The organism is Pseudomonas sp. H1_D04 (assembly GCF_054683855.1).
Genome location: NZ_CP162826.1, coordinates 1,755,821 through 1,775,588, shown reverse-complemented (window position 1 = coordinate 1,775,588; position 19,768 = coordinate 1,755,821). Strand labels below are relative to the sequence as shown.

Genomic DNA, 19,768 nt, shown 5'->3' with positions numbered 1-19,768 from the left:
CTCCCGATAGTGGATGGTCAGTTGACGAATATGTCGACTGACACGCCGCTATCGGGGGCAAGCCCCTCCCACATTGGTTGCGCGTCGATATACTGAGCGCCGGTTTGCTTAGGGAATATCGACCATGCAATGGATTTTCATGCTGATTGGCCTGGTTGTCGGCTGGACGCTCGATGAGTCGTTCTATGACGCAGGCATCGGCGCACTGCTGGGGTTGGGCATTGGCCAAGCGATTGGCCTGTCGAAGCTTGCGGCCCAGGTGCGACAGCAGGCGCGTCAGTTGGAAACCTCGCAGAAGTCGGTGATCGCCCTCGGTGAGCGACTGCGGCAATTGGAAGTGCCCGCGCCGGCCAGCCCCGCGGTGGTCGAACCCTCCATCCCTGAACCGACACCCATCACCAAGGCCCCCGAACTGGTTTGGGAGCTGCCGGCCGAATTGGCGCCCGTCGCCATGGTCGCCGAACCAAGCCCTGCGTTGCCCGAAGACGCCTGGAAGCCTGCTCCGGCTCCGCGCCCTCCTGAAGAACCTGCTATCCCCCGTGGCCCCAACCTGTTCGAACGTGCCCTCGCTGGCGCACGCAATTGGCTGTTTGGTGGCAACACCGTTCTGCGCGTCGGCGTGGTGCTGTTGTTTCTCGGCCTGGCGTTCCTGCTGCGTTATGCCACCGAAGGCATGGTGGTGCCGATCGAGTTGCGTTACGCCGGTGTGGCTGCTGCCGCTGTCGGCCTGCTGGGCCTGGGCTGGTGGCTGAGACTGCGCAACAGCAACTACGGGCTGATGCTACAAGGCACCGGGATTGCGGTGCTGTACCTGACGGTGTTTGCCGCGATGCGCCTGCATCCGTTGATCGACCCGAGCGCGGCGCTGGGCCTGCTGGTTGCGGTCACGGTGTTCTCGGCGATCCTGGCGGTCACCCAGGACGCATTGGGCCTGGCCTGCGCGGCAGCACTCGGCGGTTTTGCGGCACCGATCCTTACGTCCACCGGTGCCGGTAACCATGTTGCGCTGTTCAGTTATTTTGCCCTGCTCAACGCCGGTATTCTCGCCATCGCCTGGTTCAAGGCCTGGCGCTTGCTCAACCTGATCGGGTTCGTCGGTACCTTCGGCATCGGCTTCGCCTGGGGAATGCGTTCCTACACGCCGGAATTGCTGTGGAGCACCGAGCCATTCCTGATCCTGTTCTTCCTGATGTATCTGGCCATCGGCCTGTTGTTCGCCCGACGCAAATTGCTGGAGCTGGGCGACGCGCCCGAAGGCCGTGATGCGTTGTTGCGCTGGTCGGCTGCCAAGGGTGATTACGTTGACGGCGGCATGCTGTTCGGCCCGCCGCTGGTTGGCTTTGGCTTGCAGTTCGCATTGGTACAGCATCTGGAATTCGCCGCGGCGTTCAGTGCGTTGGGCCTGGGCATTATCTACATGGGCCTGGCGCGGTTACTCAGTGGCGGACGCGCGTTGCTGCTGGCGGAAACGTGCCTGGCCCTGGGCGTGATCTTTGCCAGCCTGGCGATTCCTCTGGGCCTTGATGCACGTTGGACGGCTGCGGCGTGGGCGGTGGAAGGCGCCGGGATCTTCTGGCTCGGTTTGCGCCAGCAGCGGCCGTTGGCGCGTGCGTTCGGCTTGTTGCTGCAATTGGGCTCAGCGCTGGCCTTCCTCAGCGAACTGCGCATTGGCGAACGCAGCCTGCTCGACGGTGCGCCGCTGGGTGCGTTGTTGCTCGGCGCTGCGTTGCTGTTCAGCTTCGATCAGTTGCGCAAGGCATCGGCGCAGCACGCGGCAGAGTGGGAGCGCAAAGGGCTGCCGGTCCTGGCGTCTCTGGGCTTGAGCTTTTTGTACCTGCTGGCGCCCTTGCTGTTGCTGACCCAAGGTACCGCCATCAGTTGGGCCATCGCCGGTCTGGCGACCCTGTTTATCGGCCTGCGCATTGGCTCGCGCACTTTCCTGTTCACTGCGTTCGCGGTGCAATTGCTGGGTGGCGCGTTATTCCTGGTGCGCTTGCAGGGCGGGGAGGGCGCGGCGGTATTCAATGCGGGCTGGAGTGGTTTGCTCACGGCCTCACTGATCGGCCTGGCCTTGATTGGCGGCATGCTGTTGGCGGCACGCGACGACATGGTGCGCAGCGATGTGCGGCTGTTACGTGGGTTGTCGGTGGTGCTGCTCGCCGGTCTGGTGTTGATCAATCTGGCGGTGCTGTTTGTGCTGCCATGGGAAAGCGCCAGCGGCGTATGGGCTGCCAGTGGGTTGTTGATCATCTGGCTGAGCTTGTACCTGCAACAACGCGTCAGTTTTGTATTTGGGTTGCTGCTGCAACTGGTCGGCGGTGGTTCGTTCCTGCTGGCGGTGCCGCAATTGCTCGGGCCGTTGACCGGCGAAGGCCTGCGTCCGCTGGCGCACAGTGGTTTCTGGACGCCGATGGTGTTGGGCCTGGCCGCCTTGATCGGCGCCTGGCGCTTGCAACGTGAGCCCCATGCGCCGGTGTTTGCGGTGCTGAAGCTGCAACGCTTGTCCGACCTTTTGCTGGTGTGGGGGGCGGCGTGGTGGACATTGGCTCTGGGCGGCGAAGTGTTGCGCTTTGTTCCGCAAGCGTTGCTTGGTTCTTTCCTGCTGGGGCTTGCAGCAGTGAGCGTGGCGATCTGGGCGCTGCTTGCGGCGCGACTGCGCTGGGCATCCCTGGGTGTGCTGTGCACCTTGCTGATGCCGGCGGCGGGCGTGGCGTTGCTGGTGTCTGCCCACAGCTACTATCACCCGGCGGCGCAGTACGGATGGCTGGCCTGGTTGGCGGTGTTTGTGGTGCATTTCATCTCGCTGCGCCGCTTGGCGCCGGTGGTTCCGGCCAGGATGCTGAGTATTGCCCATGTCCTAGGCTGCTGGATGCTGATCGGGGTGCTGGCACTGGAATTGCGCTATGGACTGTTGCGCCTGTCGGCTGAATACAACGCCTGGCGCTGGTTGGGCTGGGCCATCCTGCCAAGCCTGTACCTGGTGCTGGCCGCCGCACCGCGCACCTGGCCGTGGCCAGTGTCGGCGTACCCAAGGGAGTACCGAGTCCTGGCCGCGCTGCCATTGGCTGTGCTGATGCTCGGCTGGTTCTGGCTGGCGAATACCTTCAGCGATGGCACCGCCAATCCGCTGCCTTACGTGCCTCTGCTCAACCCTCTGGAACTGGGCCTGCTCTTCGCGCTGCTGGGTGTTTACCTGTGGTCCCGAAGCGTGGCGCCACAACGCGGGCCGCGTGCCGAATTGGCCGCACAAGGGATCGCGGGTCTCTCGCTGTTTGCGTTCTTCACGGCACTGGTCATGCGCACCGCGCACCACTGGGGCGGCGTGCCGTTTCATCTGGATGCGTTGCTGGAGTCGATGCTGGTGCAAGCCGGCCTGTCGATTGTGTGGACTCTGATCGCCCTCGGGCTGATGATCGGCGGCCACCTGCGCCATCGTCGCGAAGTGTGGTTGATCGGCGCCGCGCTGATTGCGGTGGTGGTGGCCAAACTGTTCTTTGTCGAACTGAGTAACCGTGGCGGCCTGGCGCGGATCGTGTCGTTTATCGGCGTGGGCGGGCTGTTGCTGGTGGTGGGTTATTTCGCACCGCTGCCACCTAAGCGGGCCGAACCTGTGATGGAAACTGAAGGAGCATCCTCTTGATCGGTAAGTTGAGCGTGGCCATGGTGGGCATGTGTGCGGCGCTGGCGGCGTCGGCCCAGGAAGCCCCGGCTGATTTCACCCACCATGTGCCGCTGAGTGTGAGCGGCAATGGCCCCTGGTATCGCCTTGAATTGCCGTTGGCTGTGCAACTCAACGCGCGCCAGGCGGACCTCGGTGACGTTCGCGTGTTTAACGCCGCCGGTGAGCCCCAGGCCTATGCGCTGTCGCGACAATCTTCCCAGCGCACCGAAAGTCGCAACGTCGCTGATGTGAAGTGGTTCCCGCTGTACGCCGCCGACACTCAGGAAAGCCTGCCCGGTGTGGTGATGAAAACCACCACCGCAGGCACCCTGGTGGAAATCAAACCGTCTTCTGCCGCCAAGCCCGGTAAGCAGGTATTGCGCGGCTGGGTGCTGGACGCCAGCGCGATCAAGGCACCGTTGCAGCAACTGAGCCTGGACTGGAGCCGTGAGCAAGAGGGCTTCCAGCGTTTCAGCATTGAAGCCAGTGATGACTTGCAGCGTTGGGAGCCTTGGGGCGAGGGGCAGGTGGCACGCTTGTCGTTCGCCGACGAACGGGTCGAACAGCATGACGTCAGCCTGCCAGGACGCTCAGCGCGCTACCTGCGTCTGGTATGGAAGGGGCAGGCGGCGCCGCTGCTGACCTCGGCCAAGCTGGTGAGTGCTACGCGCAGCAGTCTGCCAATGCCGTTGGTGTGGTCGCAGCCATTGGCGGGAACGCGACTCAAGGCTGGGGAGTACAGCTGGCAGTTGCCGACTGGGCTGAGTGTCGAGCGTTTGCGCATTGAGTTGAAGCAGCCCAACACGCTGGCACCGGTGACATTGGCTGGACGCAGCGATGCCAAACAACTGTGGCAGCCATTGAACAATGGCTTGCTGTACCGCCTGACGCAAAACGGCCAGGACGTGGTGCAGGATGAGTTGCAGTTGCCGGGTCAGGTCGTGACCGAACTCAAGTTGCAGGTGGACGAGCGCGGTGGCGGTTTGGGCGCCGATGCGCCGGCGCTGCGCTTTGCGGTGCGCGCTACCCAGTTGGTGTTCCTGGCGCGGGGTGAGCCGCCGTTCAGCCTGGCGTTGGGCAATGCGTCGGTGAAAGCCGCAAGCCTGCCACTGTCGACCCTGATCCCCGATTACAGTGCCGAGCGCCTCAATACGCTGGGACAGGCCAAGGTTGTGGGGGACGTTGCGGTCGCGTCGCCGGTGGTCGTAGCCGCTGTGGAGGACGGGCCGAACTGGAAAAAACTCGGACTCTGGGCCGTCTTGCTGCTCGGCGTGGCGGCACTGGGCGCCATGGCCTACAGTTTGCTGCGCAAGCCACCGGCGGCGCGTTAAATAAAGTCCATGAACTCTATTGGGTTTAAATCCTCTGATAGGAGGAAATACGCCCCGACTCGCGTTAAACTGCGCGGGTTTTCAAGCCCCCCATTCTCCGGAGCCTTACATGTCCCGCGTTACCTTGAGTCGCTATTTGATTGAGCAGACCCGCAGCAACAACACGCCTGCCGATCTGCGCTTCCTTATCGAAGTGGTCGCGCGTGCTTGCAAGGAAATCAGCCATGCCGTGTCCAAAGGCGCACTGGGTGGTGTCCTGGGCAGCATGGGCACTGAAAACGTGCAGGGCGAAGTACAGAAGAAGCTCGACGTAATCTCCAACGAGATCCTGCTTGAAGCCAACGAATGGGGCGGTCACCTGGCCGGCATGGCGTCCGAAGAAATGGACAATGCCTACCAGATCCCGGGTAAATACCCGAAAGGTGCCTACCTGCTGGTGTTCGACCCACTGGACGGTTCGTCCAACATCGACATCAATGCACCGGTCGGCACTATCTTCTCCGTGCTGCGCTGCCCGAACGAATACCTGAGCCAGAACGAAGCCCTGAACGAAAAGGCTTTCCTGCAGCCAGGCACCGAGCAGGTCGCAGCCGGTTACGCGATCTACGGCCCACAGACCATGCTGGTGCTGACCCTGGGTGACGGCGTTAAAGGTTTCACCCTGGACCGCGAAATGGGCAGCTTCGTACTGACCCACGAAGACATCACCATTCCTGCGTCCACCCAGGAATTCGCGATCAATATGTCCAACCAGCGTCACTGGGAAGAACCGGTTACCCGCTACGTGGGCGAGTTGATGGCCGGTGAAGAAGGCCCGCTGAAGAAAAACTTCAACATGCGTTGGGTCGCGGCGATGGTAGCCGACGTGCACCGCATCCTGACCCGTGGTGGCTTGTTCATGTACCCACGTGACAGCCGCGAGCCATCCAAGCCGGGCAAACTGCGCCTGATGTATGAAGCCAACCCGATGTCGTTCCTGGTTGAACAAGCGGGCGGCGCGTCCACTGACGGCCACCAGCGCATCCTCGACATCCAGCCGGAAGGCCTGCACCAGCGTGTAGCGGTGTTCCTGGGTTCGAAGGAAGAAGTTGAGCGCGTGACGGCCTATCACAAGAAGTAAGCTGCGGCGATAAGTGATCGGCGTTGTTGTGAGCCGGTTCACCCTTAAAGAAGCCCCGAAACGTTTCAGCGTTTTCGGGGCTTTTTTGTTTTTACTCGTCGGGAACCAGACACCTGTTTTCCCTTCTAAGCTTCTGGCAGATACCCACGCTGCCTTGTCCCTCCAGGAGTTATTCCATGTCGTTACGCCGTCTCGCTTTGCTGGCTTTTTGCGTGCTGTTGGCCGCTTGCAGCAAGATCAACCAGGAAAATTACGCGAAGTTGTCGGCCGGCATGCCCAAGGCCGAGGTGGAGTCGTTGTTGGGTAAGCCGACCGATTGTTCCGGCGCACTGGGCATGTCCAGCTGCACGTGGGGCGATAAAACCAGCTTTATCAGCGTTCAATATGCCGGTGACAAAGTTCTCATGTTTTCCGGGCAAGGCCTGAAGTAAACCGGGGCGAGAGCCTGCGGGAGAAGAAGAATGATGCGTTTTGTTTTGTTCCTTTGTGCCAGCCTGTTTTTGGCGGGCTGTGCCAGCCATTCTGGCGATGATCTGCAACCCAAGACTGCCGGCAGCGTCAACCTCAAGCGTTACCAGGGCACCTGGTATGAGTTGGCCCGATTGCCGATGTACTTTCAGCGCAACTGCGCGCAGTCCGAAGCACGCTACACCTTGTTGCCCGATGGCGACATGTCGGTGTTTAACCGCTGCCTGACCACCGAATGGAAGTGGGAAGAAGCCAAGGGCACCGCCACCCCGCAAGTGCCTGGCAAGACTGACAAGCTCTGGGTGGAATTCAACAACTGGTTCACGTCACTGCTGCCGGGCGTCGCCAAGGGCGATTACTGGGTGCTGTACGTCAGCGATGACTACAAGACCGCCATCGTCGGCAGCCCGAGCCGGCGCTATATGTGGATCCTGTCGCGCACGCCAACGGTCAGTGCCGATACTCGCGAAGACCTGCTGAGCAGGGCGCGACAGCAGGGGTATGACACCACGCGGTTGATCTTCCGGACATCGGATAAGCAGATGGCCAAGACTTCGCAATAACCTGAGAGCCCCTCAATCCAATGTGGGGGGGGGCTTGCCCGCGATAGCGGTGTGTCAGTATCTGATTTGCTGGCTGACACTCTGCAATCGGGGGCAAGCCCCCTCCCACATGTTTTAACCGAGTAAGTCCCTTAGCACCTGCGTAAATGCCCGGCTGCTTTCTTCTTCGCCTGCATGACGCCCTTCGCGCACCACCCATTTCCCGTTGACCAGCACATCACGCACCTGGCGATCACCGCCGGCAAACAGCCAGCGATTGAGAATGCCATCCTCTGTTGCTGTCGCCAGGTAAGGGTCATTACCGTCCAGCACGATCCAATCCGCACGCTTGCCCACTTCCAGTCGACCAATTGGCTGCCCCAGTGCCTGTGCGCCACCGTCCAGCGCAGCATCGAACAACGTACGACCAACCATCGGTTGGTCACTGCGATACAAGCGGTTGCGCCGTTGATCGCGCAGGCGCTGGCCGTATTCCAGCCAGCGCAATTCCTCCACTACGCTCAATGACACATGGCTGTCGGAACCGATGCCCATGCGCCCGCCTTGGGCGAGAAAATCCACTGCCGGGAAAATCCCGTCGCCCAGGTTGGCTTCGGTGGTCAGGCACAATCCGGCAATCGCCCGGCTCGTTGCCATGCGCGTCACTTCTTCCGGGTTGGCGTGAGTCGCGTGCACCAGGCACCAGCGTTCATCCACCTCGACATTGTCATACAGCCATTGCAGCGGACGCTTGCCGCTCCAGGCCAGGCAGTCGTCGACTTCTTTTTGTTGTTCGGCAATATGGATATGGATCGGGCACGTCTTGTCGCTGGCGGCCAGGACTTCATGGATTTGTTGTGGCGTAACAGCGCGCAGGGAGTGGAAGCACAAGCCCAGTTGCTGCGCCGGTTGCGCCGCGAGGATCGGTTTGAGGCGCGCCTGCAGGTCCAGGTAGTTTTCGGTGCTGTTGATAAACCGTCGCTGGCCTTCGTTCGGCGCCTGCCCGCCAAAACCCGAGTGGGTGTAGAGCACGGGCACCAAGGTCAGGCCAATACCGCTGCTGGCGGCCGCGTGGCTGATCTGCCGCGACAGTTCCGTACGGTCGGCGTACGGCTGGCCGCTGACATCGTGATGCACGTAGTGAAATTCGGCCACCGAGGTGTAACCGGCCTTGAGCATCTCGATGTACAGCTGGCGCGCGATCACCTGCAGTTGCTCCGGACTGATCTTGCCGACCATGCGGTACATCAGCTCACGCCAGGTCCAGAAGCTGTCATTCGGGTTGCCGGCGACTTCGGCCAAACCCGCCATGGCGCGTTGGAATGCGTGGGAGTGCAGGTTGGGCATGCCCGCCAATACCGGGCCTTTGAGCCGCTCGGCACCGTCTGCACTGGCATTGGCCGCAATCTGTGTCAGCAGTCCATCGGCGCTGACTTCAAGACGTACATCGTTGGCCCATCCATTAGGCAGCAGTGCGCGTTCGGCAAAAAAAGCGGACATGTTCAGAGCACTCCGGTCGTGTGTTTATTTGTATATACATATACAGACGTTTGCCTGCTCGGTAAACTCCGGCAATCTATGCATCTTTTCCCCCTGCAAGGATTCCCTGTGCCGACTCCGCCCGCCAAGTCTTCACTGGCTGCCCACATGGACGAAAGTCCGGCGCCCTTGTATGCCCGCGTCAAACAGATGATCAGTCAGCAGATCCTCAACGGCAACTGGCCACCCCATTACCGCGTGCCGTCGGAGAGTGAACTGGTCAGCCAACTGGGCTTCAGCCGAATGACCATCAATCGCGCCCTGCGCGAACTCACCGCAGAAGGGTTGCTGGTTCGCATGCAAGGCGTCGGTACTTTTGTCGCCGAGCCCAAAAGCCAGTCGGCGCTGTTTGAAGTGCACAACATTGCTGATGAGATCGCTTCCCGCGGTCATCGGCATACCTGCCAGGTCATCACCCTGGGCGAAGAGGCCGCCGGTTCCGAACGTGCCGTCGCTCTGGAAATGCGCGAAGGCGGGCGGGTGTTCCACTCACTGATCGTGCATTACGAAAACGATATTCCCGTGCAAATCGAAGACCGTTTCGTCAACGCCCTGGTCGCGCCGGAATACCTGCAGCAGGATTTCACCCAACAAACGCCCTATGCCTATCTCAACCAGGTTGCGCCGCTGACGGAAGGCGAGCACGTCGTGGAAGCGATCCTCGCCGACGCCGACGAGTGCAAGCTGCTGCAAATCGAGCCCACCGAACCGTGCCTGTTGATTCGCCGACGCACCTGGTCCGGACGTCAGCCGGTGACCGCCGCGCGGTTGATCCACCCTGGTTCCCGTCACAGCCTCGAAGGACGCTTCAGTAAATGAGTTTGAAAGTCTGGCGCGCCGCCGATTACGTCCGCATGCCGTGGAAAAACGGCGGTGGCAGTACCGAAGAAATCTCCCGTGATGCCGGCGATGGCCTGGATGGCTTTGGCTGGCGCTTGTCGATTGCCGATATCGCCGAGTCGGGCGGCTTTTCCACCTTCGCCGGTTACCAGCGTGTGATCACGGTAATCAAGGGCGCAGGCATGGTGCTGACCGTGGATGGCGAGGAGCAGCGCGGACTGTTACCGCTGCAACCGTTCGCGTTCAAGGGTGACAGTCAGGTGTCGTGCCGATTGATCACTGGGCCGATTCGCGATTTCAACCTGATTTATTCGCCCGAGCGCTACCACGCGCGGTTGCAGTGGATGGATGGTGTGCAGCGGTTTTTCAGTACGGCGCAGACGGTGCTGGTGTTCAGCGTGGCGGATGAAGTGAAGGTGCTGGACCAGGTACTGGGCCATCACGATTGCCTGCAAGTGGACGGTAACGCTGGCTTGCTGGACATCTCTATCACTGGCCGTAGCTGCATCATCGAACTGACTCAGCGCGGTTAAAAAATGTGGGAGGGGGCTTGCCCCCGATTGCGGTGTGTCAGTACCAGATGGGCTGACTGATCCACCGCTATCGGGGGCAAGCCCCCTCCCACATTTGTTTCTCACTGTTGTTGGGATCTGTTTCCAACCCTCGCACCATTTTGTTACCGAACGCCCCAGCGTGGCGCAAAACCATGCTGTCGTGACAAACCGCCCTCGCTAGAAAACCCCTTTGTAAGAAATTTCATCATCTCTCTAAGCCTTAATTTCCAAGGCTCACACACGCTTTCCAAAAAAATCCAAACACCTCACTTAGAAAGTTGGCCGCTTGATTGCATATGCTTGTACATACAAGTAAAGATGTGTGCGTAAGACTCTCCTTCGCACCATCCATGTTCGCGCATCGATCGCCGAGGAGTCCTAGCAGTGACCAAGCCTACAAAATACCGTGACGTCGAAATCCGCGCCGCCCGCGGTAACAAGCTCACCGCCAAAAGCTGGCTGACTGAAGCACCGCTGCGCATGCTGATGAATAACCTCGACCCGCAAGTGGCCGAGAACCCGAAAGAGTTGGTGGTGTACGGCGGCATTGGCCGCGCCGCACGTAATTGGGAGTGCTACGACCAGATCGTCGAGAGCCTCACCAATCTGAACGACGACGAAACCCTGCTGGTGCAATCCGGCAAACCGGTCGGCGTGTTCAAGACCCATAGCAACGCCCCGCGCGTGTTGATCGCCAACTCCAACCTGGTTCCGCACTGGGCCAGTTGGGAACACTTCAACGAACTGGATGCCAAGGGCCTGGCTATGTACGGCCAGATGACTGCCGGCAGCTGGATCTACATCGGCAGCCAGGGCATCGTCCAAGGTACTTACGAAACCTTCGTTGAAGCCGGTCGCCAGCATTACGACAGCAATTTGAAAGGCCGTTGGGTCCTCACCGCCGGTCTCGGCGGCATGGGCGGCGCACAGCCTCTGGCCGCGACATTGGCCGGCGCGTGCTCGCTGAACATCGAGTGCCAGCAGGTCAGCATCGATTTCCGCCTGGCCAGCCGTTATGTCGATGAGCAAGCCACCGACCTCGACGACGCGTTGGCCCGTATCGCCAAATACACGAAAGAAGGCAAAGCCATTTCCATCGCGCTGCTGGGTAACGCGGCTGAGATACTGCCGGAACTGGTCAAGCGCGGTGTGCGCCCGGACATGGTCACCGACCAGACCAGTGCCCATGACCCGCTCAATGGCTACCTGCCCGCCGGCTGGACCTGGGACGAATACCGCGCCCGCGCCAAGACCGAGCCGGCCGCCGTGATCAAGGCCGCCAAGCAGTCCATGGCAGTCCACGTCAAAGCCATGCTGGAATTCCAGAAGCAAGGCATCCCGACCTTCGACTACGGCAACAACATCCGCCAAATGGCACAGGAAGAAGGCGTGGAAAACGCTTTCGACTTCCCAGGTTTCGTTCCGGCGTACATCCGTCCACTGTTCTGCCGTGGCATCGGCCCGTTCCGTTGGGCTGCGCTTTCGGGCGACCCGCAAGATATCTACAAGACCGACGCCAAAGTCAAAGAGCTGATCCCCGACGACGCCCACCTGCATAACTGGTTGGACATGGCTCGCGAACGCATCAGCTTCCAGGGCCTGCCAGCGCGTATCTGCTGGGTCGGTCTGGGCCAGCGCGCCAAGCTCGGCCTGGCATTCAACGAAATGGTGCGCAGCGGCGAGCTGTCGGCGCCGGTGGTGATTGGTCGTGACCACCTCGACTCCGGCTCGGTAGCAAGCCCGAACCGCGAAACAGAATCCATGCAGGACGGTTCCGACGCCGTCTCCGACTGGCCGCTGCTCAATGCCTTGCTCAATACCGCCAGCGGTGCGACGTGGGTCTCGCTGCACCACGGTGGCGGCGTCGGCATGGGCTTCTCCCAGCACTCCGGCATGGTGATCGTCTGCGACGGCACCGACGAAGCGGCCGAGCGGATTGCCCGTGTGCTGCACAACGACCCAGCGACAGGGGTGATGCGTCACGCCGATGCGGGTTACCAGATCGCGATCGATTGCGCCAAAGAGCAGGGTCTCAATCTTCCAATGATCAAGTAACCCATGTGGGGCGGGGCTTGCTCCCGATGGCGGTGTATCAGCCAATAGGTCTGGTGACTGACCCACTGCTATCGGGAGCAAGCCCCCTCCCACAGTTGAGCGGCTGCGACCCCCAAAACAATCCATCAGAGGTTGAACACCCATGGCTGCAAATGACGCGCGTGCAAGCACCACCCCGTTGATCGAGAAACGTTCGATCGACTACATCCCGGAAGCGGAAAGACACGGTCGTCTATTGAGCCAATTCACCCTGTGGCTGGGTGCCAACCTGCAAATTACGGCCATTGTCACCGGGGCCTTGGCCGTGGTGCTGGGCGGTGATGTGTTCTGGTCGTTGATCGGTCTGTTGATCGGTCAACTGATCGGCGGTGGCGTCATGGCGTTGCATGCGGCGCAAGGGCCCAAGCTCGGCTTGCCGCAGATGATCTCCAGCCGCGTGCAGTTCGGCGTATATGGCGCGGCCATTCCGATCGTCTTGGTGTGCCTGATGTACCTGGGTTTCACCGCAACCGGTACGGTGCTTTCCGGCCAGGCGCTGGGCCAGTTGTTTGGTGTCAGCAGCAGCGTCGGTATCCTGATCTTCGCCAGCGTCATTGTGCTGGTCACGGTGCTTGGTTATCGGGTGATCCACTTCATAGGGCGCGTTGCCAGCGTCATTGGTGTGATTGCCTTCGTTTACCTGTTCAGTCGCCTGATGGGCCAGGCTGACATTGGCGCATTGCTGCAAATCCGCCATTTCAGCTGGAGCAGTTTCTTGCTCGCGGTGTCCCTCGCCGCCTCCTGGCAGATCGCGTTTGGGCCGTATGTGGCGGACTACTCGCGCTACTTGCCGAGCAGCACGTCGTCGGTGAAAACCTTTCTCGCTGCGGGCGCCGGTTCAGTGATTGGCGCACAAGTGGCGATGATTCTCGGCGTGTTCGCCGCCGCCATGGCCAACGGGCAATTCGCCGGTCATGAAGTGGCCTACATCGTTGGTTTGAGTGGTACGGGCGCCACCGCTGCGCTGCTGTATTTCAGCATCGCATTCGGCAAGGTCACCATCTCCACACTGAACTCCTACGGCAGCTTCATGTGCATCGCGACCATCATCAGCGGCTTTCGTGGTCGCCTGGAGGTCACGCGTCTGCAGCGTCTGGTGTTCGTGCTGCTTATCGTCGGTACGGCGACCCTGATCGCATTGCTCGGCCAGCATTCGTTCCTCGGTGCGTTCAAGTCTTTCATTCTGTTCCTGCTGGCGTTCTTCACGCCCTGGAGCGCGATCAATCTAGTGGACTACTACTTCATCACCCGCGAGCGCTATGACGTGCCGGCGCTGGCCGATCCAAACGGGCGGTACGGTCGTTGGAACCCTCTGGGTATCAGCGTCTATGTCTTCGGGGTGTTGGTGCAGATGCCGTTCATCGCTACCAAGTTCTACACCGGTCCGCTGGTGAGCGCGCTTGGGGGTGTGGATATCTCCTGGATTATCGGCCTGGTGCTGCCCGCTGCTCTGTATTACCTGTGTGCGAAAAAATGGCACGGCAGCGTGCCCGATCAACTGATTCTGCCGGTCGAGCAGGACAGTGTTGTACCCACTAAAAAAAGCGGGGCCAGTCGCGCTGCGGCGCGGGCCTGACAGGACGTGGACAAGGCAGGACGCCTTTTGACTGCCGTAATCCATTTCATGATTGGGAGCGTCACACAATGAAAATGCATAAGACCCTGCTGACCACGTTGTTCTCTGCAGGCTTGCTGGCCAGCGCTGGCGCCCAGGCGGCCGGTTGGTGCGAGTCCGGTAAACCGGTGAAATTCGCCGGGCTGAACTGGGAAAGCGGCATGTTGCTCACCGACATCCTGCAAACCGTGCTGGAAAAAGGCTACGACTGCAAAACCGACAGCCTGCCGGGCAACTCCATCACCATGGAAAACGCCCTGAGCAGTAACGACATTCAAGTGTTCGCCGAAGAATGGGTCGGCCGCAGCGAAGTCTGGAACAAGGCTGAGAAGGCCGGCAAAGTCGTCGGCGTTGGTGCGCCAGTGGTGGGCGCAATCGAAGGCTGGTACGTGCCGCGCTACGTGATCGAAGGCGACGCCAAGCGCAAGCTGGAAGCCAAGGCGCCGGACCTGAAAACCATCGCCGACCTGGCCAAGTACGCCTCGGTGTTCAAGGACCAGGAAGAACCATCCAAGGGCCGCTTCTACAACTGCCCGGCCGGCTGGACCTGCGAGCTGGACAACAGCGAAATGCTGAAAAGCTACGGCCTGGAAAGCACCTACACCAACTTCCGTCCAGGCACCGGCCCGGCGCTGGATGCGGCGGTGCTGTCGAGCTACAAGCGTGGCGAGCCGATCCTGTTCTACTACTGGTCGCCGACGCCGCTGATGGGTCAGGTCGACCTGGTCAAGCTTGAAGAAAAACCTGGTGTGGATAAAACCGTGACCATCAAGGTCGGCCTGTCCAAGACCTTCCACGAACAAGCCCCTGAATTGGTGGCCGTGCTGGAAAAGGTCAACCTGCCCATCGACCTGCTGAACCAGAACCTGGGACGCATGGCCAAGGAGCGCATTGAGTCGCCGAAACTGGCGAAGATCTTCCTCAAGGAACATCCTGAAGTCTGGCACGCCTGGGTGAGCGAAGACGCAGCCAAGAAAATCGACGCGGCCTTGTAGGTCAAGTGTGCACGGCTACCCTGAGGGGTGGCCGGGCGCCTGGCCACAACCCATTGGATCGAGAGCACGCTATGTTTCCTGAGAGTTTTACGTTTTCCATTGCCGACTGGGTTAACGGTTGGGTGGATTCACTGGTCACCAACTACGGCGATGTGTTCCGGCAGATCTCCGACACGCTGTTGTGGGCCATCGTCAACCTGGAAGGCCTGCTGCGCGCCGCCCCTTGGTGGCTGATGCTGGCCATCGTCGGCGGCGTGGCCTGGCACGCTACCCGCAAAGTAGTCACTACGGCGGTGATCGTCGGTTTGCTGTTCTTGGTAGGCGCGGTTGGCCTATGGGACAAGCTGATGCAGACCCTGGCCTTGATGATGGTTGCCACGGTGATTTCGGTGTTGATCGGCATTCCGTTGGGCATCCTCTCGGCGCGCAGTAATCGCCTGCGTTCGGTGTTGATGCCGCTGCTCGACATCATGCAAACCATGCCCAGCTTCGTGTACCTGATCCCGGTGCTGATGCTGTTCGGCCTGGGCAAGGTGCCGGCGATTTTTGCCACGGTGATCTATGCCGCGCCGCCGCTGATTCGCCTCACCGATTTGGGCATCCGCCAAGTGGATGGCGAAGTTATGGAGGCCATCAACGCCTTCGGTGCCAACCGCTGGCAGCAACTGTTTGGCGTGCAACTGCCGTTGGCGCTGCCGAGCATCATGGCCGGCATCAACCAGACCACCATGATGGCGTTGTCGATGGTGGTGATCGCCTCGATGATCGGCGCCCGTGGCTTGGGTGAAGACGTGCTCGTCGGCATCCAGACCCTCAACGTTGGCCGTGGCCTTGAAGCCGGGCTGGCGATCGTGATTCTTGCAGTGGTCATCGACCGCATTACCCAGGCCTATGGCCGCCCACGGCATGAGGCGAGCAAATGACGACTGTGAGCAAAATCGAAGTCAGAAACGTCTTCAAGATCTTTGGCGCGCGCTCCAAGGAAGCGCTGGCGATGATCGGGCAGGGCAAGACCAAGGACCAAGTGTTGGCCGAGACCGGTTGCGTGGTCGGCGTCAACGACCTGTCCCTGAGCATTGGCACCGGTGAGATCTTCGTGATCATGGGCCTGTCGGGTTCCGGTAAATCCACACTGGTGCGTCACTTCAATCGCCTGATCGACCCCACCAGCGGCGCGATCCTCGTGGACGGCGAAGACATCCTGCAACTGGACATGGACGCCCTGCGCCAATTCCGTCGGCACAAGATCAGCATGGTGTTCCAGAGCTTCGGTCTGTTGCCCCACAAGAGCGTGCTCGATAACGTCGCTTACGGCCTCAAGGTGCGTGGCGAAACCAAGCAGGTGTGCGCCGAACGCGCGCTGCACTGGATCGAAACCGTGGGCCTCAAAGGCTACGAAAACAAATACCCGCACCAGCTCTCCGGCGGCATGCGTCAGCGCGTCGGCCTGGCCCGTGCGTTGGCTGCCGACACGGACATCATCCTGATGGACGAAGCCTTCAGCGCCCTTGACCCGTTGATTCGCGCCGAGATGCAGGACCAATTGCTGGAGCTGCAAAAGACCCTGCACAAGACCATCGTCTTCATCACCCACGACCTCGACGAGGCCGTGCGCATTGGTAACCGCATTGCGATCCTCAAGGACGGCAAGTTGATCCAGGTCGGCACACCTCGGGAGATCCTCCATTCACCGGCGGATGAGTACGTGGACCGGTTTGTTCAGCGGCGGGCGGCGGTGGTCTGATCCAGATTCTGTGGTGAGGCTGCTGGCCCTATCGGGAGCAAGTCCCCTCCCACCTTTGAAGATGTTCACCGTTCAACATGTGGGAGGGGGCTTGCCCCCGATGAGGCCGGCAAAGCGGTAGAGAATATGAAGAGGTCAACAATGCCCCAGGCAACAAAAATCACCATCGCCGACACCCCTCTGCGCTGGCAGGACGTGGTCGCCGTGGCCCGCCACGGCGCGGTGCTGGAACTCTCGGGCCAAGCCTGGGCCCGCATCGACAATGCCCAAGCCATCGTGCAGCGCATCGTCACCAGCGGCGAACGCGCGTATGGCGTGAACACCGGCCTGGGCGCGCTGTGCAACGTGTCGCTTGCGGGCGAGCAACTCAGCCAGCTGTCGCGCAATACCCTGTTGAGTCACGCCTGTGGCGTCGGCCCGGTACTGAGCGATGAGCAGACCCGGGCGATTATCTGCGCCGCGGTCATCAATTACAGTCACGGAAAATCCGGCCTGCATCCGCAGGTCGTACGTTCGTTGCTGGCGCTGCTTAACCACGGCATCACGCCACAGGTGCCGTCCCAAGGTTCGGTGGGTTACCTGACTCACATGGCCCACGTCGGTGTCGCTTTGTTGGGTGTCGGTACGGTGAGTTATCGCGGCCAGATCGTGACGGCGCAGGAAGCCTTGCAGGCAGAAGGTTTGCAGCCCGTGGTACTCGGCGCCAAAGACGGCCTGTGCCTGGTCAACGGCACGCCGTGCATGACCGGTTTGAGCTGCCTGGCCTTGGCCGACGCCCATCACTTGCTGCAGTGGGCCGACGTGATCGGCGCCATGAGTTTCGAAGCCCAGCGTGGCCAGATCGACGCCTTTGATGAAGAAATCATCGCCCTCAAGCCGCACCCCGGCATGCAGCACGTTGGCGTCAACCTGCGTGCCTTGCTCGACGGCAGTGAAGTGATCGCCAGCAGCAAAGGCCTCCGCACACAGGACGCCCTGAGCATCCGCTCGATCCCGCAGATCCACGGCGCGGCGCGCGACCAGGTGGAGCACGCCACCCGCCAGATCGAGACTGAACTCAACAGCGCCACTGACAACCCGTTGGTGCTTGGCACGCCGGACGAGTACCGCGTAGTGTCCCAGGCCAATCCGCACGGCCAGTCCGTCGCCCTGGCCGCCGATATGCTCGCCATCGCCATGGCCGAAATCGGCTCAGTTGCCGAACGCCGCCTGGACCGTTTGATCAACCCGCACGTCAGTGGCTTGCCGGCGTTCCTGGTGAGCAACCCAGGGGTTAACTCCGGAATGATGATCGTGCAATACGTCGCTGCATCACTGTGCGGGCAAAACCGCCAGCTCGCGCAACCAGCGGTGCTCGATAATTTCGTCACCTCGGGGCTGCAGGAAGACCACTTGAGCATGGGCACCAATGCCGCGCTGAAGCTGCATCAACTGCTGGCCAACGTCACCCAGATTCTTGCCATCGAGTACTTGCTGGCGGCCCAGGCCTTTGAATTTTTGAAGGCCCAGCGTTTCGGCGCGGGTACCGACCGCGCTTGGCGATTGTTACGTGAAGTGGTCCCCGCATACGAGCAGGACCGCTGGCTGGCGCCGGACATTGCAGCTGCCGCCAAGCTGCTCAAAGACACCGCATTACCCAATGTGCACTGAACCCTTATTCAACAGAAATATTCGAAAGAACAATTCACAAGGAGTATGAATGTGACTGCGTTAAATCTGATTCCAGGCCAACTGAGCCTTGCCCAACTGCGGGCCATCTACCAGCAGCCGGTGACCCTCAGTCTGGATGACAGCGCTTCAGCCCAGATCGAAGCCAGCGTTGCCTGCGTGGAGCAGATTCTCGCTGAGAACCGCACTGCCTACGGCATCAACACCGGTTTCGGCCTGCTGGCCTCGACCCGTATCGCCAGCGAAGACCTGGAAAACCTCCAGCGTTCCCTGGTGCTGTCCCATGCCGCCGGCGTCGGTGAGCCGATCAGCGATGCGCTGGTGCGGCTGGTCATGGTGCTCAAGGTTAATAGCCTGAGCCGTGGGTTCTCCGGGATTCGTCGGCAGGTAATCGACGCGCTGATCGCGCTGATCAACGCCGAGGTTTACCCGCATATTCCGTTGAAAGGCTCGGTCGGTGCGTCCGGTGACTTGGCGCCGCTGGCCCATATGTCCCTGGTGCTGCTGGGCGAAGGCAAGGCGCGCTATAAAGGTGAATGGCTGGAAGCGACTGACGCGCTGAAAGTCGCCGGCCTCACGCCGCTGACCCTCGCGGCTAAAGAAGGCCTGGCGTTGCTCAACGGTACCCAGGTGTCCACTGCTTATGCCCTGCGCGGCCTGTTCGAAGGCGAAGACCTGTTCGCTGGCGCCCTGGCCTGTGGCGGCCTTACCGTTGAAGCAGTGCTGGGCTCGCGCTCGCCGTTCGACGCGCGTATTCATGCCGCGCGTGGCCAGCGTGGGCAAATCGATTCGGCTGCCGCTTACCGCGACCTGCTCGGCGAAAGCAGCGAGGTCTCCCAGTCGCACCAGAACTGCGACAAAGTGCAAGACCCGTACTCCCTGCGCTGCCAGCCTCAGGTCATGGGCGCGTGCCTGACCCAGTTCCGCCAGGCCGCTGAAGTGCTGGTGGTCGAAGCCAACGCCGTATCGGATAACCCGCTGGTGTTCGCCGCCGAAGGCGATGTGATTTCCGGCGGTAACTTCCACGCCGAACCAGTGGCTATGGCCGCTGACAACATGGCGCTGGCCATCGCCGAAATCGGTTCCCTCAGTGAGCGTCGTATCTCGTTGATGATGGACAAACACATGTCGCAATTGCCGCCGTTCCTGGTGGGCAATGGCGGGGTGAACTCCGGTTTCATGATCGCCCAGGTGACCGCCGCCGCGCTCGCCAGCGAGAACAAGGCGCTGGCCCATCCCCATAGTGTCGACAGCATTCCGACTTCAGCCAACCAGGAAGACCATGTGTCGATGGCACCTGCTGCCGGCAAGCGCCTGTGGGAAATGGCCGAGAACACCCGTGGCATCCTCGCCGTGGAATGGCTGGCCGCGTGCCAGGGTCTGGACTTGCGGGAAGGCCTGAAAACCTCGCCGAAACTGGAAAAAGCCCGTGGCGTCCTACGCGCCAAAGTGGGGTTCTACGACAAGGATCGCTTCTTCGCCCCGGACATCATCGCCGCCAGCGAACTGCTCGCCAGCCGCTGCCTGAATGACCTGGTGCCGGCGAAGTTGCTGCCGAGCCTGTAAGCGCCACTCGCTCTCTGTAGTGAGCGAGCTT

The 19,768-nt window shown here is 61.0% G+C and carries 15 protein-coding genes; 14 read left to right on the top strand and 1 reads right to left on the bottom strand.

The window, feature by feature from the left end; genetic code table 11:
* The first annotated feature begins 124 nt into the window (after positions 1 to 124).
* The 5 genes from AB4N82_RS08145 to AB4N82_RS08125 all read left to right on the top strand — a co-directional run bounded on the left by AB4N82_RS08145 (position 125) and on the right by AB4N82_RS08125 (position 7,143).
* On the top strand, positions 125 to 3,640 hold the full coding sequence (locus AB4N82_RS08145; protein ID WP_122764248.1) for a DUF2339 domain-containing protein: 3,516 nt from the start codon (positions 125 to 127) through the stop codon (positions 3,638 to 3,640).
* The gene (locus tag AB4N82_RS08140) at positions 3,640 to 4,992 is read left to right on the top strand and encodes a DUF3999 domain-containing protein (protein ID WP_122764260.1); all 1,353 of its coding nucleotides are present in this window, start codon (positions 3,640 to 3,642) and stop codon (positions 4,990 to 4,992) included. The genes AB4N82_RS08145 and AB4N82_RS08140 overlap by 1 nt, the downstream gene beginning before the upstream one ends.
* A 109-nt stretch (positions 4,993 to 5,101) precedes the next feature.
* Complete coding sequence (locus AB4N82_RS08135) at positions 5,102 to 6,112, top strand: class 1 fructose-bisphosphatase (RefSeq protein ID WP_003237460.1); 1,011 nt, start codon at positions 5,102 to 5,104, stop codon at positions 6,110 to 6,112.
* Positions 6,113 to 6,288: 176 nt separating this feature from the next.
* A complete protein-coding gene (locus AB4N82_RS08130) occupies positions 6,289 to 6,543 on the top strand; it encodes a lipoprotein (protein WP_032890159.1) in 255 nt (84 codons plus the stop codon).
* 30 nt (positions 6,544 to 6,573) lie between these two features.
* A complete protein-coding gene (locus AB4N82_RS08125) occupies positions 6,574 to 7,143 on the top strand; it encodes a lipocalin family protein (RefSeq protein ID WP_032890161.1) in 570 nt (189 codons plus the stop codon).
* Between the two features lie 114 nt (positions 7,144 to 7,257).
* On the opposite strand, the gene AB4N82_RS08120 is transcribed toward AB4N82_RS08125, so the two are convergent.
* Complete coding sequence (locus AB4N82_RS08120; RefSeq protein ID WP_122764247.1) at positions 7,258 to 8,622, bottom strand: formimidoylglutamate deiminase; 1,365 nt, start codon at positions 8,620 to 8,622, stop codon at positions 7,258 to 7,260.
* Positions 8,623 to 8,769: 147 nt separating this feature from the next.
* On the opposite strand from AB4N82_RS08120, the gene hutC reads away from it, so the two are divergent.
* The 9 genes from hutC to hutH (AB4N82_RS08075) all read left to right on the top strand — a co-directional run bounded on the left by hutC (position 8,770) and on the right by hutH (AB4N82_RS08075) (position 19,737).
* The gene (hutC, locus tag AB4N82_RS08115; RefSeq protein ID WP_241089512.1) at positions 8,770 to 9,480 is read left to right on the top strand and encodes a histidine utilization repressor; all 711 of its coding nucleotides are present in this window, start codon (positions 8,770 to 8,772) and stop codon (positions 9,478 to 9,480) included.
* Complete coding sequence (locus AB4N82_RS08110) at positions 9,477 to 10,034, top strand: HutD/Ves family protein (RefSeq protein WP_032890165.1); 558 nt, start codon at positions 9,477 to 9,479, stop codon at positions 10,032 to 10,034. The genes hutC and AB4N82_RS08110 overlap by 4 nt, the downstream gene beginning before the upstream one ends.
* Positions 10,035 to 10,439: 405 nt before the next feature.
* Positions 10,440 to 12,110: a urocanate hydratase gene (gene hutU / locus AB4N82_RS08105; protein ID WP_032890167.1), complete on the top strand. Its 1,671-nt coding sequence runs from the start codon at positions 10,440 to 10,442 to the stop codon at positions 12,108 to 12,110.
* Between the two features lie 142 nt (positions 12,111 to 12,252).
* A complete protein-coding gene (locus AB4N82_RS08100) occupies positions 12,253 to 13,725 on the top strand; it encodes a purine-cytosine permease family protein (RefSeq protein WP_032890170.1) in 1,473 nt (490 codons plus the stop codon).
* Positions 13,726 to 13,793: 68 nt separating this feature from the next.
* Complete coding sequence (locus AB4N82_RS08095) at positions 13,794 to 14,759, top strand: ABC transporter substrate-binding protein (protein WP_032890172.1); 966 nt, start codon at positions 13,794 to 13,796, stop codon at positions 14,757 to 14,759.
* 71 nt (positions 14,760 to 14,830) lie between these two features.
* Entirely contained in the window at positions 14,831 to 15,682 is an 852-nt protein-coding gene (locus AB4N82_RS08090) for an ABC transporter permease (RefSeq protein WP_032890174.1), read from the top strand.
* Positions 15,679 to 16,503, top strand: a complete 825-nt coding sequence (locus AB4N82_RS08085) for a quaternary amine ABC transporter ATP-binding protein (protein WP_050442867.1) — start codon at positions 15,679 to 15,681, stop codon at positions 16,501 to 16,503. The genes AB4N82_RS08090 and AB4N82_RS08085 overlap by 4 nt, the downstream gene beginning before the upstream one ends.
* Positions 16,504 to 16,644: 141 nt before the next feature.
* Positions 16,645 to 18,153: a histidine ammonia-lyase gene (gene hutH / locus AB4N82_RS08080; RefSeq protein WP_099601999.1), complete on the top strand. Its 1,509-nt coding sequence runs from the start codon at positions 16,645 to 16,647 to the stop codon at positions 18,151 to 18,153.
* Between the two features lie 45 nt (positions 18,154 to 18,198).
* A complete protein-coding gene (gene hutH / locus AB4N82_RS08075; RefSeq protein ID WP_095186143.1) occupies positions 18,199 to 19,737 on the top strand; it encodes a histidine ammonia-lyase in 1,539 nt (512 codons plus the stop codon).
* Positions 19,738 to 19,768 lie beyond the last annotated feature (31 nt).

What these genes read in the sequence shown, in the direction of transcription:
- AB4N82_RS08085 (WP_050442867.1), top strand. Translation starts at nt 15,679, where the DNA reads ATGACGACTGTGAGCAAAATCGAAGTCAGAAACGTCTTCAAGATCTTT.
- AB4N82_RS08090 (WP_032890174.1), top strand. Translation starts at nt 14,831, where the DNA reads ATGTTTCCTGAGAGTTTTACGTTTTCCATTGCCGACTGGGTTAACGGT.
- AB4N82_RS08130 (WP_032890159.1), top strand. Translation starts at nt 6,289, where the DNA reads ATGTCGTTACGCCGTCTCGCTTTGCTGGCTTTTTGCGTGCTGTTGGCC.
- AB4N82_RS08135 (WP_003237460.1), top strand. Translation starts at nt 5,102, where the DNA reads ATGTCCCGCGTTACCTTGAGTCGCTATTTGATTGAGCAGACCCGCAGC.
- AB4N82_RS08120 (WP_122764247.1), bottom strand. Translation starts at nt 8,622, where the DNA reads ATGTCCGCTTTTTTTGCCGAACGCGCACTGCTGCCTAATGGATGGGCC.
- AB4N82_RS08125 (WP_032890161.1), top strand. Translation starts at nt 6,574, where the DNA reads ATGATGCGTTTTGTTTTGTTCCTTTGTGCCAGCCTGTTTTTGGCGGGC.
- AB4N82_RS08110 (WP_032890165.1), top strand. Translation starts at nt 9,477, where the DNA reads ATGAGTTTGAAAGTCTGGCGCGCCGCCGATTACGTCCGCATGCCGTGG.
- AB4N82_RS08100 (WP_032890170.1), top strand. Translation starts at nt 12,253, where the DNA reads ATGGCTGCAAATGACGCGCGTGCAAGCACCACCCCGTTGATCGAGAAA.
- hutH (WP_099601999.1), top strand. Translation starts at nt 16,645, where the DNA reads ATGCCCCAGGCAACAAAAATCACCATCGCCGACACCCCTCTGCGCTGG.
- hutH (WP_095186143.1), top strand. Translation starts at nt 18,199, where the DNA reads ATGAATGTGACTGCGTTAAATCTGATTCCAGGCCAACTGAGCCTTGCC.
- AB4N82_RS08095 (WP_032890172.1), top strand. Translation starts at nt 13,794, where the DNA reads ATGAAAATGCATAAGACCCTGCTGACCACGTTGTTCTCTGCAGGCTTG.
- AB4N82_RS08145 (WP_122764248.1), top strand. Translation starts at nt 125, where the DNA reads ATGCAATGGATTTTCATGCTGATTGGCCTGGTTGTCGGCTGGACGCTC.
- hutC (WP_241089512.1), top strand. Translation starts at nt 8,770, where the DNA reads ATGGACGAAAGTCCGGCGCCCTTGTATGCCCGCGTCAAACAGATGATC.